Origin of the sequence: Sphingobium sp. Ant17, from assembly GCF_000588875.1 — a bacterium.
Taxonomy (GTDB): Bacteria; Pseudomonadota; Alphaproteobacteria; order Sphingomonadales; family Sphingomonadaceae; genus Sphingobium.
Window position 1 is genome coordinate 1 of the sequence record NZ_JEMV01000005.1, and the last position, 15195, is coordinate 15195.

Below are 15195 nucleotides of genomic sequence, written 5' to 3' on the forward strand. Positions count from 1 at the left end.
ATACTCCCTGATCGTCAGTGATCATCTGATGATAGGCATAATCCTCAGGGTGCTGTAATGGTGCCTTCGTGAGTGGATGAATGCCCAGCACGAACAGCTTGTAATCCCAGTCATCAAACGTGTCTGGGTTACAGTCGAAGAGCATACGATGCTTGAGTGGTATGCCGGTGGTTTGTGGTGGTRTCTCGCCATAGAGACGACCTCTAAGGAACTCTACGTCCTGATATTCGAACTCACTGACTTCGTTCATCCATATTGACTGATATTCACTTCCCAGTTCACGATCTCGGTTGTGTTCATCAAGGCCACCAAAGGATATCACAGAGCCGTTGGGGAACGTCACAGACAGCGCAGACTTGTCGATGCTCTTGCTGAGATAGCCCGATAGCCCAAGGGCATTCATGGCTTGGAATAGCGTCAGCTTGAACAGGTTACGTTCGCAGGCATTTCGATTGCGACGGAAAACGCCATGGCGGCTACCCGGATATTCCTCGCAGAGCAGCAAGATATAGATCATGTAGAGCCACGATTTGCCTACACGACTGGACCCGGCGGCAAGCACATTCGGGACGTTGCTCTGTAGCAGTTTGAGCAAACCCTCTTGAGGCTTTCTCAGTGTGAATGTCGGTGCCGCTGGTGCGGATGATGTCGCGGGCTTCGCGGTCTTTGTCGTTCTTGCCATCGGGTATTTACCGAGAGCAATGTGTCGTTCTGGATGCCTCCAAAGACTGTTAGTCTGTCAACATCAAAGAGGTGATATGTCTGGCGATAAATTGGATGATTGCCGCGTCAGACGACGCAATACAGTGTGGGCAGCGAGGTGCTGCTACACATTGGAGTAGATCAAATGACCAACTGGAAGCAGATCGTTAAGGCGGTAGATGGTTCGGACTTTTCCTCGTCGAACAAGGCCACACCCCGCGAACGCTTTATCGGCAATCTGCGCTCACAGCTTGCCCTCTTCAAAGATAGCGCGAAGGCCGGTAAGCGGCATTTCGATATCAAGGGCGAGAAGATCAAGTTCAGCGCTCGTATGGGAAACATGGCCGTCGAATTGCTGCCCGGCAAGCGCGAGGTCGTGATGGAGAAGAAGGAATTTGCCGCAGTGATCGAGGCGGTCATTGCCGATGTCGAGAAGGGAGATTTCGACACCCAGTTAAATCGCATTGCTGAGAATTATGCGGGGCGGCGTAAAGCGGCCAAATAAGCCCGCTAGACCACCAACCTACACGAGGGCGCCAACGTGCGCCCTCCTTTGTGACTACGCGACACGGGCATCAGAGGGGCGCTGTCGGCCCTGTAAATATGCGATGACCAAATATCGAAACACCTATGAGGCGCGCTGCGCTGCCCAGCTTGGCCCGGAATTCGCTTATGAGCCGTTGAAGCTGACCTACACGATCACCCATACCTATTTGCCGGATTTCGTCCATGTTGAAGACAAGCGCATCGTGGAAGCGAAGGGTTATTGGGACGCCGATGGCAGGCGGCTCATTCGCGCAGTCATGGCGCAGAACCCCGATTATAATCTGGAAATGTGGTTTCAGAACCCCGACCTGAAAATCAGCAAGGGCAGCGCCACGACATACGGGGATTGGTGCGACCGGCACGGCATCGCTTGGCGGAAAGGACCGGCCAAGTAGAGTAAAGCATCAGTCCATATTATGTGGAGTGGCACGATGCCGATATCTATTGGTAGAACGCAGCGCGGCATCTTGTCGTGTTAACCATAGATATTTGAAATCAGCAGTATTTCGTCATTTTTCCTGTTGACATGGGCGGTCTATTAGGTCATATGCCCCTTCACCGCAGAAACAGCGGCGCTCTTTTACATCGTCAGATAAGAAACAGCCGACTTACACAACCTGTAAGTCATGGCGTCGCGGCCTCGCGGGACTTTTTGCGGTCACTCCATCGCATCAGTCTAAACGGTTGAACTCCGTTTCTCGCCACCGATCGGCAAAAGTGCCGACATTCGGGTTTAGCAGAGCCTTATCTGCCGGAGTTCATGTTCAAATGCGTATTTGTAATCTCGCACAGGCAAGTCAGGCTGTTTCTTCCGCCCACCAATCCTATCTCGATTATCTGAGCAACGAGGAGGGGCATAGCAAGACATGGGCAGATGATAGCCGCACTCGGCGGTTTGCCATGCTCGGCGCACTTTATGCGACTTGCCTTGCGCTGGTCGATGATCGCGATTTGCTTGCCCAGTTGTGCGTCAAGGAAGGCGTTCAGGTTCCAGACGCGACGGAAAATCCGTTTGCGCCCACGATCCGTCTCGTTTGCCGCACCAAGGATAAAAAGGGAAAGCTCGTAGCTGCGAAAAACAGCACTTGGATCTATTCCAAGTATTTTCGTGCCGCGCAGTTTTTGGGTTGGGCATCTGATGAATTCGCTACCAACGTGGCGACCTACGAATTCGATGGCAAAGCGAAAAAGCAAAAGTGGTTGGCGGGCCTTGCTGCGCTCGACACGAAGGAATTTCCATCGCCCACATTCGATTTCGAAGCCCGAAAGGTCGAAGCCGCACGTATCTGGACTTCGCAGCTCGCCCCACATGACGGCACGGTCCAAGGCTTAAAGAGCGTCGAGGCACCGAAGCACGGTCAGATGATCGGCTTGATTGCCGAATGGAACGCCAAGTTATCTGTCTGGATCGTTCGTGGCGTCCATCAGGCCGACGACAAAAAAGCCTTTGCGCTGATCTCCAAAGTCCTCACCAAGGATTTCGAGAAGCATATCGCGGATGAAGCGGTGCTTGAGCAAGAAGCCTATTTGGCCAATAATCCGATTTTCACGGATGAAGCCGCACTACTCGATGCTGTCGCGGAACAGAACCGTGAGCAAGGCTTGGCCAATGACGGCACTAACGATCCTCACTTCCAGCGGATCGTCGTCGCCAAAGCCGGTCAGTCGAGTGCTGACACCTTCAACGCCGTTCAGGCAGCACAGTAAGGCTTGAGGCGCTGGGCAGGATAATTTCTGCCCAGCTTGCCCTTGGAGATATCCATGACATCGAAAAACAAAGACGCGGGGCTGCTGGCCCTGCTTGACCTCGCTCGTGCCAATAAGGTCCGACAGAGCCATGACGCCTTGCTGAAATCGAGCCTGAGCGTCGATGCGTTCGCGCGATACCGTGTTTTGCTTTCCAGTATCGCAGAAACGCAATTCAACCCGCGATACACCGAAGCGGTTAAGAAGGTGCCTGTTCCAAAAGAGGTGGACGCCTATGGCGCAGCGTTGGGGCGGGCTATGAAGGCCTATGACAAGGCTAAAGGCAAACGCGGCGTTCTACGGAAGCGACTGGAAAAAGCGGAAGCTATGGTGCGGTACGCCCAAGAGGAAATCGACAGCAACGACGCGGTGATCACCAGAGGCAAGCAACCCATGTGGGATCAGTTCGCGGCGCTCTCGCCGGAAGCTGTTGAATGGATCGTTCCCGGTTCTGGTGAGACAGGCTGGCCCGACAAGCGCATGGAGAAGCCTCCGATTGAGCAGGTTTTCCCCGGCGAGATGCTGCCGTGGTCACTAGCCCTCGCTGTCGTGGTCGAAGAGCTGCTCGGCGAACGCTGATCCACTCCACATCATGTGGAGTGGCCAAATGATCAATTTGAATATCGGAGCCGGGGCGACGCGTGTCGTCCTGGCCCTAAGGGCGTAGGAATATGAAGAAGAGCAATCTGCTACCCGGCACCTATCATGTCCACCTTAAGGGTCTTGATGAAAACACTGAAAATCCTTTGGTTTGGATCAAGGAAAATATCGATGGGCGGGTTGATGTATTCTGGCACCAGTCTGACGATCCGACCGAACACGTTCATTTCAGAGCAGTGGTGAGGGGCAATATCTCAGCGAACGCATTTTACTCCCTGTCAGACGACAACATGTTTGATTGGGAGGACGACCGAGACGATCCGGCATCCAACTGTACCGACCTCTATGCGTTCGAAAATCGCACGGAAGCCCTCCGGTTTAAGGTGATATTCGGCGGGGTCTAGGACGCCCGTGGAAGCCCTCTCAGCAGTTCCGTATCTCAGGGTTAGCTTGAGTGCGAAGATGTCGGGGTGGGCTTCCATGGGGCTGTGCGGGCAGGGCAGGGCGGGCCTCCCTCGGCGCAGCCAGTCCACTTCTTCATTTGTCCTGAGCGAAGCGAAGGGGACGAGCGGAGCGCTGGCTGTCGCAGACATCTGGGCCGACGGAGGCATCTGGGCCGTCGGAGACATCTGACTGAAAGAGCGGAGCGACCTGACTTCATGGAACTCGTCAGAGCAGATCATGTCGCTCATGATTTCATTTCATTTCCATTCATTTCATTGCGTCTCTGAGGCGCGCTCTCAGAGCGACTTACAAGGGTCTAGAGTGTGAAAACGGGATGAAAACGGGATGAAACAGGGATGAAAACGGGATGAAACAGGGATGAAAAATCTCTGTCACTTTCATCCCTTTTTCACACCCTGAATAATGACGCGGCCTTATCAGGGCTGTTATTACAGTATTTGATAAATAGGTATGAAGCATAGGCAGGGTTCGCAAGCTGCCGCTTCGGCAGTGGAATCCTGAATGCTTCGCTCCAACGCGAAAGAACTTGAACCCGCTGTCCAATGCGAACCCGGACAGCGGGTTCTTTCGTATATGGAGATTTAAATTATGTGGTTCAAAAAGATCAATGCGGTCCTCGCCACCATCGGCGGCGAATACGGCAAGGTGCCGGACAAGATGACCTACAACGTCATGGCGCGTGTCGTGAAGGACTTGATGGCAGGTAAAAGCATCGGCGGCACCCTTGCTACCAGCCTCGTCCAGAACATCGCAATCAGGGTCGGCCCCAGTGACTTCGCTTTTGAAGGCCCGATCAGCATCACCAAAAATCAGCGCAAATATGCCCGTAAGATGGGTTGGGGGACAATCGCTCCCTTCGAAGCCCTATACGGCCAGCCACAGTCTTCTGAGACGCATGATGCCGACTTTGCCCTACATGGCTTCTCCGACGACGACAGCGCGGTTGTGAGGGGCTTCCTCACCAAAGCGACAGCGGCGCAGCGCCAGCAACTTGTCGCGTGGATCAAGGCTCAGGACGAAGCGCCAACTGAGGAACTGGTCGAAACAGCGCCCGCGCCGGTGGCCACTGGGAAAGCGCCACGGATGCAGGACGCACTCACGATCTGGGTCAAGGAGAAGGCAGGCAAGATCAGGCAACCGGCAATCTCGACATTGCTGGCCAGAAGTTCAGCCTCATTTTCTCAGACTTCCATAGCGCGCTAGATCGCATCCCAGATACAGAGGACAGCAGGTCATGGCGCGCAATCATGGCGGGCGAGGTCGCAAACACGATCTTGCCCGTTGAACGAAATTCTGAGGGGATTGCTGCGCGTTCGACAATGAGCGGCCTTTTCGCAGCCGATGACACCAACGGATATAAGTCGCCGATCCGTTCCAGCACGGCGGTCATTCTGGAATGGGACGGCGCGAAACCAGTTTGCGCGCATGTCTATGACGGGTCAGACTACACCGCCGTTTCCATGGATCAGCAGACAAACGACCGCTTCAAGGGCGTGGTGAGGTTCGCAGCATGAAGCCCGCGAAGCCACGCCGACGCTTTACCGAGACCGAGGATGCCCAGTTGGAGAAATTGCGTGTAGCGGGGCTGTCCTTGGCCCAAATCGCCAATCAGATGGGCAGGGCCAGGTCGAGCATACAGATGCGGCTCGTCACGCTGGCCAGGTACGACGACGATGACGATGAGCGCTTTCCAATATGACGCTCAGGGGAATAGACCGGCTTTTCGGTCCATTCCTTTATTAATTTGCGGGCTGTCACTCATCTCGAATTTCGAGAGCACCAGATCCGAGGATCAGCATATTCCGCCGCATTGTCCGCACTTTCTATTTCCTCAAAGCCCGCACGAACGCACGATTGATAAGGCGAAAAATATAGGTGAACACCGAATATGAATATGATCGCACCAGCGAAAATAAGCGCGATCTTGACGCTATCCCTCATGTCTAAGTTCTCCAGCATCGTATCTTATCGACAGCCAAGGAAGCGATGCGATGATGACGTGCGCTTTCTAATATGACGCCCATGAAAATGGCCCGGAACGATGCTTCCGGGCCATTTTCCTTTATAGCGAGATTGCGTCCGCCTTGGTGTAGCTGAGTTCCCAACTGGACTTGCCCAGACCGCCGCCGCCGAACGCGCCGTTCTCGAACTTCTTAAAACGCATCGACACACCATCGGGGCGACCCCATACGGCGACCTTGCCCTGACGAGCCAATATGCTGCCGCCACTGCTATCCCAATTTGCGGGCTGGCCATACTTGGCAGACAGCGAGGTCAGGACATCATTGGAGCAGCGGCCACCCATTGAGGGGTTCCCAGCGATCATGACTTCCCGAACCAGCCCGGCATCATCGAACCGGATATTCGCTTCGGCGGCACATTTCTCGGTGATCTGAATGTCGCTGATTTCGATATTCTTGGGCTGATGGCTTACGCCTTTGCCCTTGGGATACAAGGCTTCAACTTGTGCGCGGGTCATGCCGAATTCGATGTTCTTCCAAACCGGTTCCGCGTTGGCCTGAGTTGCGATGCCCATCAAGAGCGCCGCCGCAATATACTTCTTCATTATTTCCTCCCTGTGGATGGAACCACGGCATAAAGTCGTTGGCCCTAACAGTCATCCTTATAAGCGACTGACAATGAGGAATTCTGAAACAGTAATTCCGGCACTGGACCACTCATGGGAATGGACCGACAAGCCGGTCCATTCCTTTTTCAGTTTGAGGGTAGGCCAGCCCGTTCAAGCAATTCGGGCGTTGCCCCTTCAAGCATTAGCGCAGCGGTGCGCAAGCAAGACAACATACCCTCTTGCTCATGCTCAGAGAGCGCGTCGAACGCCTCTACATCATCCTCCATCGAACCGATACACTGGTTCATGTCCTGTGCGGTGTTTTCCCACTTACAGTAGCTCATGTTTGCCATTCTCTAAACTCCTTCTGCGTTGTTCGCACAATCACAGTGCTGCCATTCAACTAGGCAGTCATCCAATCAATGACGCCTAGAGCGCCTTTCTGAACTTGACAGTCGAAGGCAGTGGATGGGCAGTTCTATAAATATGAGAAACATAAAAAGAGGCTGGATAGCGGCCCATAGGAGTAGCAGTGGCGAGAACAGTGAATGGCGTATGCCGAGATAACAAACCGGAATGGCAGGCTTGGAACAACGCGCGTCATCGCTGCCTGAGCACTAATAACCCGTTCTATCCCAAGTATGGCGGTCAGGGCATCACGATCTGTAACGAGTGGGCAGATGACTTTGCGACATTTCTCACGGATATGGGCAAGCGTCCTAGCCCCAAGCATGAACTTGGCCGCCTTGATAGCAAGCTGGGATATAACCCCTCCAATTGCGCTTGGATGACCCGTCAACAGATCATGCTGCGTCAACCACCTAGAACGAAACCCAATAGGCCCAATCGACCTCCCATCACATACAAGGGAGTGACCCGCAGTTTGAGGGACTGGGCAAAGCATCTGGGCATTGGCGAGACGGCTCTAGGGCATCGACTGTCAACTTACGGATGGACACTAGATGAGGCACTGGGTGGACAGCCGCGTTCGGTCAGTCGTGGATATCCCAAGAAGCACTACGTGGAGTGGAAGGGTGAGACACGGCATGTCAGTGAATGGGCAGAGCAAGCCGGTATATCGCGCTGTTGTCTCTTAGGTCGCATATTTCGTCTGGGTTGGACGATGGATCGAGCAATGACTGAACCCAAAGGGCAATACCACAGAAAGGCAAAGCCAGAAAAGTCACCAGAAGATCAATGAGTGGATGACGCGGCAGTCAGATGGCTATTGATAGAGCGGCACGAACTTGATGGAGTAAGTGCTATGTTTGTTGCCCTAGATGATCTCGTAGATGACCTGACCCGCTTTGTTGAACTCGACGCAGATCATTGGAGATCGCAAGAGGGCAGTTTCCAGTTCAATGACCTCGCGCTCTTCTACCGCAAGTTCGATGATGTCATTGAGTTTGAATGCGAGGGTGTCGTGATCGAAGCAGAGCGCTATGTTCTCATGCTTTGCTAGAGTGACACAGATTCCCTATTTCCGTCTTGATCCACCACCTCAACAAATCTCATTAACTCCCTCACGCGGTTACGGTATTCCGACCACGTTGGTAGCTGTTCTGTCGATCCGATACGATGGCTGCGATTGAAGCGAACTTGATACTCGTCTCCCAGAGTACGCGTCATGTAACCGTATAAGCCGTGATCTTCATTGTTACGGGATATCTGGTCAAGCGAGTTCTTAAACCCACGCTGATAAATTGGGAATAGCTCAGTGGATGTATGCTTGGTCACATTCCCTTCCCCGTCGCTGTCATACATTAAGAAGCGCAATTCAGGTGGGCCTAGGGTATCAACATGCGGTTCAAGCTCGTTGCCTCTGACGAGATTCAAAAGGAGGGCGAGAAGGAGGGGAAGTTCAATAGGAACTCGACCGTGATCCCAATTTGAGATAAAAAGTCGTAACGCATCTACTACAGCCTGCGCCTCTCTCGGCGTAGCCCTCCATTCGGACAGCAATAGCCCAGTGGCCTGCTCTGGTGTCAAAATCACGTGCTTGCCATCGACTTCAACGTCAGGGAAACTGAACTTAACCTCACTTGGAGGTATGTCGCCAAATAGGCCAATGACCAGTTCCGAAATCGACAGCCGCCTCAGTTCATAGTGTCTAGTAAAAAACCTGCGAAGGTATGCGGTGGCATCGAATTTAGCACCATATACTGCTTCAATGCTGGCCGTGAGTTGCCGTCCATGAAGGGCGATGACGAACACCACGCCGGGAACATCAAAAAGGTGCTTAATGCTTTCTAGCAGGGCTATGGCGTAATCAGGACGGCAGCGATCAAGTTCATCGACCACGACAAATATCGGTGCCTGGCGAGGGTCAACATCAGATTTCTCAATAGATGCTGCTAGTTTTTCGAGACTATCTTTGAACGACCTGCGAGAATTCTGGCGAACACGATATTGCTCAAGAAGGGCTTTTCCAGCGCTATCTACTACTTCGCTTACCTCTTCGGTCAGCTTATCGAATCCCGCTTCTATTACTTCCTCATTTCGTTTGGTTCTCGCAGCATCAATCGCAGCTTTTGCTTCCTTACCAATTTGATCACCAATGTAACGGGCAGCTAATCTGCCACCAGCCGATATGGCAGCTTTGCCGAGAATGGGGAGGGCGGCCCGTGTCAGATCACCAAGTCTGTTCTTGACCTTTTCAGACTTCAGAAATGGTTGAAGAGCCTCATCAAGAGCCGACATAATGGATACGAGAGGTTCATTGTTGGCGTCGTCAATCCAAGCGTCAACGAATGCGACAGGATGATTGATCGCCAACTGCTTCGCAAAACGGTCGAGAAACCAGCTTTTCCCTTCACCGTATTGGGCGTCGAGGGCTAATACGAATGACTGGGACCGACCTAATCGCTTTAAAGTGTCGGTCTCGTTCAGCAAAAATCGTTCGAGCAGGCGAGCTTCGGATCGGCGATCTAGCTTATCGCCTTCCCAGATTTGATCCAAATTCCGCATCTTGCCACCTCATTTCCGAGTTTGGATTTTCGGCCAAACTATACGCTCTGTTAACCGTCGACACATTAATCCGGCAATACATTTCATTACGGGGCCATGGTTTTGTCGAGCAAATTCAATATCCAGATCAACGTCGATCTCAAAGATATCGCGCCGGAACGCAAAGGCGAGTTCAACCCTGAAATCGCGGCAGCCGTTTTTCAAGACCTCATCTTGAGGGCGGCTCGGCTCCAGATGAAAACTCAAGTCGAGGCGACGAGAGCGCGGCCTGACCTTGATAGCGACGTGAAGACGATCAAGATGGCGGAAAACCTGCGCGGTATGATGCTGGGGATCATGGCAGAAGCCAATATGACAGTCACGGAACTCCCCGCAGATACGATCATCAGTACCGAGTTGCCTTTCGAGCGGAAATACGGGGACGGCGAAGCGGCATGATCGACAAAGAAGTTCAAAAGATCGTCAAACAGGCGACCTTACCCGCTCTTGTCAAACAGGGGCTTTTGGCAGAGTTTAACTCTCACTGGATCAAGGTAGAAGCAGCCAAGCAGAACGAAGGTGGCTTTGATGTCGATCTCGCGCCTACAAAAAGAACCCGGACGCTATGAGGTCAATCTAGGTGGACGAAATGGCGACCTGATAGTCGGTTTTATGGATGCTATCTATGTCGTCGCCGATGAATTGAAAAATGATGATACCGATGGGTTTCGCTCTTACAACGAGACGGTATCCGTCGCAGGAGCAATGATTGAACTGTTCATTGAAGGGGTAATGCCCTACTCGGCAGAAAAGCAATGGGCCACGGCAAATGGATATTCCTTCACGACATCGAGAGATGCGTTTGGCACTGTTTGGTATGTGGAGTTCACTGATCCCAAAGCGATATCGTTTGCGAAAATATCAGGTAACTTCAAAGCGCGGCAGGCAGTAACGGTCGATGAATAGGCGACTGAAAAATATCTCAGAGACGGTTGGTTTCTAAAACGTAGGAATAAAAATCTGGTCAGCAGATTGGTTTCTAGAACTGAGGAATTTAGTTTCTTACCCATGTAGCGCCTCAGCAGCAGGTCGATATACACCCCCAAGGGTCCGACCGCTTGCCCCCCTTGCTATCACTGATGCCCGTAGAAGCCCGCTCGCAGACCATCGGGATCGGCGGGGCAGTAGGTTAGCTCTACGGGGCCGCGGTGCTTATAGGTCGTCTGAGGGCATCAACCGATAAACGGACTGCCGAGAGATACCCATCGTTCGGGCTACCACGCTGGGGTTCATCCCCTCCAATAGCATCGTCCTTACCCGATGGGCGTCAATGCGGGTCTTTCCGCCCTTATACGCGCCAGCGGACTTCGCTTTGTCGATGCCCTCTCGTTGACGCTCTGCGCGCAGTCCAGTTTCGAACTCCGCGACACTGCCGAGGACACCCAGCATGAGCTTGCCGTGTGGGGTAGTGGTATCGACGCCAGCCTGATCGACGCATCGAAAGCCCACACCGCGACTGGCTAGCCGGGAGAGCATGTTATGGAGATCGACCATCGACCGAGCGAAGCGGTCAAGCCGGGTGACGAGCAGAACGTCGCCCTCACGCACAAAGTCCAAACAGTTCTGTAGCTCTGGACGATCAGCAGTTGTGCCTGACCTCTTTTCACTGAACACGCGCTCACACCCTTGGGAGGCGAGGCGTTCAAGCTGTATGGTCAGGTCTTGGTCAGTAGTGGATACGCGGGCATAGCCGACAAGCATGATGTGTCACCTCAGGTTCTAGACCCCAAGGGTATGTTGTCACATGACTGGGAGAGCAACCTATATGTGACACTCAGCCTGTCATACGCAGGTGTAGCCTCAGGGTTTAGTCTGTCGCTACAGCTAAGCCGAGCGCACGAGGCCGGAAGGAACTGCCCTTCGCGCCAGATGGGGTTGATTCAGCACGGCTTCATACTGCTTTGCGTGGCTGAGGTGAATGTCACGCACAGACGGCATCGTAGCAGAAGATGCCATTTCCAAAGACTTAGCGAGACGGGCTTCGTAGTAGGAGCGATCAAAGCTCTCATTCATTGTTGCCTCCCAATTTATCGAGTCGATTGGCTTTACAAGGATGCCAGCTTTACCCTGAGAGTCCAATACGATTTCGATACTTCATACCTGCCGTCAAATTAAGTAACTGATATTCCACAAGCTATTGATTTCCCGGCTAACTTCTCGATGCTAGAGTTTGTCTTCGTCCTTACCCTCCGGCTCCACATCGCTTATCTCACCCTCAATCACTGGCAAGCCGAACCCCTGAAACTGAGCAGGCAGGTTGATGACCGGCCTAGTGTCCGTGACCTCTATCTGCTGGCTGTCACCAAAGACCTTGCGGTTGTATTTTCCGGCAAGCCACATGAGCGCCTTGACCTTCAGTTCATCACGGCGAATGTCACCCGTGCTGAGACTGCCCCCTGATGCGATATTCTCGATGGCTTCACCGAAATAGCGCGCCTTCCATTTGTAGGCATCGTCTATGAACTTCTCGAACTCTGGATCGGCGGCCATCCACTTGGATATCGTGCCACGACCGGGCATCTTGGGGTCTTCGCATATCTCAATGAGTGAATAACCGGCAGCAAGCCTAGCCCAAATCTCTTCGGTCAGTTTCTCAGTTCGCTTATATGGCTGCTTCCTTGTGCGTTTAGCCTTAGCCTGTATCTCTCTACCGGCCGTCATCGCATTCACACTAAGGCTTTCGCACCATTCGGTTTTGGTGTTTTCGCCATTGTTTCTCCCGTTGTCGTCTGCTTCTCCATACGGCTATTTACCCACATGTGGGTTATCTCTTGGCTCTTTGCCTCTTTCTTGGCACCCAGTGGTAGTCAGCATTAATGCCGTTTTCTGACGGTTCTCATGCTATTGTGCTGCGTCTGTCGTGCTTTAACGGCTTATAGGTCTAATGAAGGATATCTCTCAGCGCATCTTTCAGCTTTAAGTCACACACGTAGATAGCCGCTATGTGTCGATAAGCCTTTATGTTGCCAGACGATACTTCGTCTCGTAGATGTCGTGTGACCACTTTTGTCATGTCTGGGTCATCAAGTTCTCTATCTAGGAACTTCCACTCGTATCCGCTCTTATGCTCTACTAGTATGTCCATTATGTCGCTTAGACGTTCTGTGTCATCTTCATCGTCTGTGGCTTGTATTACGAGCTTTAACGTGTCGAATGTCGAGGAGGGTTTGATGTCGATCCAGTCAGACATCTTGAGGATCAGTAGGGGTAGGGGATTGTCGCTCTGGACTTTCTTGAGGTTCTGGGTCATCAGGTATTTACAGAACCATCAGATGACATGTTGTGGAGGTCGTTATGCCTGTTGATTTTTCCGAGTTCGAAGTCTCCCCGGAAGAGGATGCGCTCTTCGATGTGGCCCCCTTCAACGTCGATGCTGGCCGTAAGAAGTTCATCAAGCGGATCGAACGGGCGATCAAGCACGTCGCTGGTGAGAAGGCAGGGCCGGGTGCTAAGGATTTTGAACGCGGCTACCACGACCTCATTCGCTACATGCCAACGCTCGACGACCAGCGCATTTATGTGAAGACCCAAGGGGAGGATTATTTCGGTGTCAAAGCCGGCAAGTTCCCTGCGTTCGCGGCTAAGTTGATCTCTGCTGTGGAAGCTGGTGAATTTGACGATCAGATCGAGGAAGCGTTGAGCGGGCCGTCAATCCCTCAGATGCCGTCGGTTCTTCGTTTTCGTGAGGGAACAAAGAAGGCTAAGGGATCAGGCAAAGCCCCTCCGGCTGATCTCGCGGCTATGAAGAAGAGTGTTGGTCGCTACATAGATGTCAACGGCTTGTCGGTCGAAGATACCCGTGCGACCCTTCTGGCTCGTGGGGCGGATGTCAAGCTGGTCGATACTGCTATTGCTGCTCGCGCGGCTCTGTAGGCTAGTGGGAGCGCAGGCTAGTGGTTGTTTGCGCTCCCTAGAGGCTTGTCCGCCGATCACTTTGCCCATGCGATCAAACTCCCAAACGGCAACGTCCATCACGAGCAGGGCCACACTACCATCCCGTGAGACGGTCAAGCTATCTATGAGGCGTCGGAAGGCAGCATTGGCACGAACACGGGCTTCAACTCTGGTGTCGCGATCCTCGCTGTTCAAGGCCGCATTTAAGGACCGTAATTCCTCCAGGTCATCAAAAGCACTAGGTTGCGCGGTTTGAACGAGAAGCCGCTTTTTCAAGATATCCAGTTCAACAAGCAAGCCCTCGTTATCGGCCTCCAATTTGGCGGCGCGTTCGGCACCTGATTTGCTACTGACCTTCTCCATGCTCTCCCAGATATTCGCAATCGTCATATTGTTCATTTCAATGCGATGTTCGACTGCGCTCATATCGGCTTTTAGCGCCTCCGCTTTGGGGTCGAATGTCGTCTCTTGAATTGTTGCCCACAAAAGCCGTTCGATCACTGCGCTTTCGAGCGTGTCGTAGCGCAGATGTAGTTTGTTATCGCAGCCGTTTTTGCGGCGGGCGTTATCGCAGATCAGGTAGGGTTTTACCGGGTTGTCATAGACGATCTTTTCACCGGCTTTGTTTACGTAGGTGGAGTTGCCACCAGTCCGTATGAAGCCCATCACACCTTCACAATGCTCACAACGTGCGATACCAGCAAACAGGTTATTGCCGATGTATTTTGACGAAACACCTATTCTGGTCTTCGTCAGTCGGATAGCTTCTGCGAGTTTGAACGTCTCAGGGTCGATGATCTGTGGATAGTAGAGTGTTGGGATATGTTTCCCGTTCTGGGTATAGAATTCACCCAGCACCGACCGATTAGACAGTATGTGGTTGACCGCGCTTTTGCTCCAACCCTTTGCGTTATCTCTGCCTGAGAATGTGGGTTCTTTACGATCGTTTAGGCGGCGAATGATGGTGTGAAGACCATCGCCCGCATTATACCAATCGAATATCTCACGGACGACCAGCTTGCGCCTTTCGTTTACGATGAACTCTTTGCGCCGGTTGACGGTCAGCCAAGCGGGGACCATTTTTGTTATCGCTTTGGTTGTCCCTGCTTCGATGGCGGCATACTTGGCTTCCCAGCTTGACAGCGCATAGGTTCGTTTTCGATCACTTTCGGATTTACCTCGATCACCGTTAAGCGATCCCGTGACCGTATTGGCGAGGTCGTTTGCGTCATCGAGCCGATAGATGCGCTGATCATCGAGCGTCGCAACGTCCACTCCCCAATCGTTCAGTTCCCATATGAGGCGCAAAGCTGCCCGTGCGCCCTGTCTCGTCAGTCGGTCGATATTTTCGACCACCAGCACGGCACCATTCAGGAAATGTCCTGCTTTCGCTTTCTCCTCGAATTCGTAAAGCGCGCCTCCCTCTTTACGATTTGTCCCATGGAAGCCTGACTTGCCTGCGTCGAGCAGTTCGCCAGCCAGCGTCCAGCCTTGTTCCTCGATGAATTTCCGGGCTGGGTTCGTTTGGCGCTCGTAAGAGCTGCCGTCAGCTTGCTGCGGGGTCGAGTATCTGATGTAGAGATATGCGGGCTTGCTGCCCGGTAAGATACGTTCCTGTTTCATGCCATTTCCCCTAACTTCTAAAGTGTTAGGAATTTGCTATACAG

At 52.8% G+C, this 15195-nt stretch carries 19 protein-coding genes; 11 read left to right on the plus strand and 8 right to left on the minus strand.

All coding sequences use genetic code 11. The annotated features are described in order from the left end of the window. Nucleotides 1–517, minus strand: a 517-nt coding sequence (locus BF95_RS03550) for a phage terminase large subunit (RefSeq protein WP_200866872.1), incomplete at its 3' end; no start/stop codon positions are given. A gap of 330 nt (nucleotides 518–847) precedes the next feature. On the opposite strand from BF95_RS03550, the gene BF95_RS03555 reads away from it, so the two are divergent. From BF95_RS03555 to BF95_RS03585, 7 genes are all read left to right on the plus strand, one after another. After that, nucleotides 848–1207, plus strand: a complete 360-nt coding sequence (locus tag BF95_RS03555; RefSeq protein WP_043149424.1) for a hypothetical protein — start codon at nucleotides 848–850, stop codon at nucleotides 1205–1207. A 103-nt stretch (nucleotides 1208–1310) separates the two neighbouring features. Further along, nucleotides 1311–1643 carry an endodeoxyribonuclease gene (locus tag BF95_RS03560; RefSeq protein ID WP_043149425.1) on the plus strand — a complete coding sequence of 111 codons (333 nt, stop codon included), beginning with the start codon at nucleotides 1311–1313 and terminating at the stop codon, nucleotides 1641–1643. A gap of 373 nt (nucleotides 1644–2016) precedes the next feature. Continuing rightward, the gene (locus tag BF95_RS03565; protein ID WP_152542539.1) at nucleotides 2017–2955 is read left to right on the plus strand and encodes a hypothetical protein; all 939 of its coding nucleotides are present in this window, start codon (nucleotides 2017–2019) and stop codon (nucleotides 2953–2955) included. A gap of 54 nt (nucleotides 2956–3009) precedes the next feature. Then, entirely contained in the window at nucleotides 3010–3573 is a 564-nt protein-coding gene (locus BF95_RS03570) for a hypothetical protein (RefSeq protein ID WP_043149427.1), read from the plus strand. 92 nt (nucleotides 3574–3665) lie between these two features. Continuing rightward, on the plus strand, nucleotides 3666–3998 hold the full coding sequence (locus BF95_RS27220) for a hypothetical protein (RefSeq protein WP_152542540.1): 333 nt from the start codon (nucleotides 3666–3668) through the stop codon (nucleotides 3996–3998). Between the two features lie 649 nt (nucleotides 3999–4647). Further along, nucleotides 4648–5262, plus strand: a complete 615-nt coding sequence (locus BF95_RS03580; RefSeq protein ID WP_043149431.1) for a hypothetical protein — start codon at nucleotides 4648–4650, stop codon at nucleotides 5260–5262. A 44-nt stretch (nucleotides 5263–5306) separates the two neighbouring features. After that, nucleotides 5307–5573 (plus strand): hypothetical protein, encoded by a 267-nt coding sequence (locus BF95_RS03585; protein ID WP_152542541.1) that lies wholly within the window; start codon nucleotides 5307–5309, stop codon nucleotides 5571–5573. 548 nt (nucleotides 5574–6121) lie between these two features. On the opposite strand, the gene BF95_RS03600 is transcribed toward BF95_RS03585, so the two are convergent. Both BF95_RS03600 and BF95_RS03605 read right to left on the minus strand, forming a co-directional pair. Next, complete coding sequence (locus tag BF95_RS03600) at nucleotides 6122–6598, minus strand: hypothetical protein (RefSeq protein WP_152542542.1); 477 nt, start codon at nucleotides 6596–6598, stop codon at nucleotides 6122–6124. Between the two features lie 176 nt (nucleotides 6599–6774). Further along, nucleotides 6775–6981 (minus strand): hypothetical protein, encoded by a 207-nt coding sequence (locus tag BF95_RS03605; RefSeq protein WP_043149438.1) that lies wholly within the window; start codon nucleotides 6979–6981, stop codon nucleotides 6775–6777. A 911-nt stretch (nucleotides 6982–7892) separates the two neighbouring features. Here BF95_RS03605 and BF95_RS03610 point away from each other — a divergent pair. Then, nucleotides 7893–8090, plus strand: a complete 198-nt coding sequence (locus BF95_RS03610; RefSeq protein ID WP_043149440.1) for a hypothetical protein — start codon at nucleotides 7893–7895, stop codon at nucleotides 8088–8090. Here BF95_RS03610 and BF95_RS03615 read toward each other — a convergent pair. After that, entirely contained in the window at nucleotides 8087–9595 is a 1509-nt protein-coding gene (locus BF95_RS03615) for a KAP family P-loop NTPase fold protein (protein WP_043149441.1), read from the minus strand. The two genes, BF95_RS03610 and BF95_RS03615, sit on opposite strands and share 4 nt — an antisense overlap. A 102-nt stretch (nucleotides 9596–9697) precedes the next feature. On the opposite strand from BF95_RS03615, the gene BF95_RS03620 reads away from it, so the two are divergent. The 3 genes from BF95_RS03620 to BF95_RS03625 are packed head-to-tail and all read left to right on the plus strand — an operon-like array spanning nucleotide 9698 to nucleotide 10540. Beyond that, nucleotides 9698–10033, plus strand: a complete 336-nt coding sequence (locus tag BF95_RS03620; RefSeq protein ID WP_152542543.1) for a hypothetical protein — start codon at nucleotides 9698–9700, stop codon at nucleotides 10031–10033. Then, entirely contained in the window at nucleotides 10030–10203 is a 174-nt protein-coding gene (locus BF95_RS27830; protein WP_161774209.1) for a hypothetical protein, read from the plus strand. The genes BF95_RS03620 and BF95_RS27830 overlap by 4 nt, the downstream gene beginning before the upstream one ends. Further along, the gene (locus BF95_RS03625) at nucleotides 10154–10540 is read left to right on the plus strand and encodes a hypothetical protein (protein WP_161774211.1); all 387 of its coding nucleotides are present in this window, start codon (nucleotides 10154–10156) and stop codon (nucleotides 10538–10540) included. The genes BF95_RS27830 and BF95_RS03625 overlap by 50 nt, the downstream gene beginning before the upstream one ends. Nucleotides 10541–10786: 246 nt before the next feature. On the opposite strand, the gene BF95_RS03630 is transcribed toward BF95_RS03625, so the two are convergent. From BF95_RS03630 to BF95_RS03650, 4 genes are all read right to left on the minus strand, one after another. Next, entirely contained in the window at nucleotides 10787–11335 is a 549-nt protein-coding gene (locus BF95_RS03630; protein ID WP_043149446.1) for a recombinase family protein, read from the minus strand. A 462-nt stretch (nucleotides 11336–11797) separates the two neighbouring features. Then, nucleotides 11798–12295: a hypothetical protein gene (locus BF95_RS03635; protein WP_043149447.1), complete on the minus strand. Its 498-nt coding sequence runs from the start codon at nucleotides 12293–12295 to the stop codon at nucleotides 11798–11800. Between the two features lie 220 nt (nucleotides 12296–12515). After that, nucleotides 12516–12884 (minus strand): hypothetical protein, encoded by a 369-nt coding sequence (locus tag BF95_RS03640; protein WP_043149448.1) that lies wholly within the window; start codon nucleotides 12882–12884, stop codon nucleotides 12516–12518. A 458-nt stretch (nucleotides 12885–13342) separates the two neighbouring features. Beyond that, on the minus strand, nucleotides 13343–15151 hold the full coding sequence (locus tag BF95_RS03650) for a recombinase family protein (protein WP_043149451.1): 1809 nt from the start codon (nucleotides 15149–15151) through the stop codon (nucleotides 13343–13345). Between the last annotated feature and the right edge of the window lie 44 nt (nucleotides 15152–15195).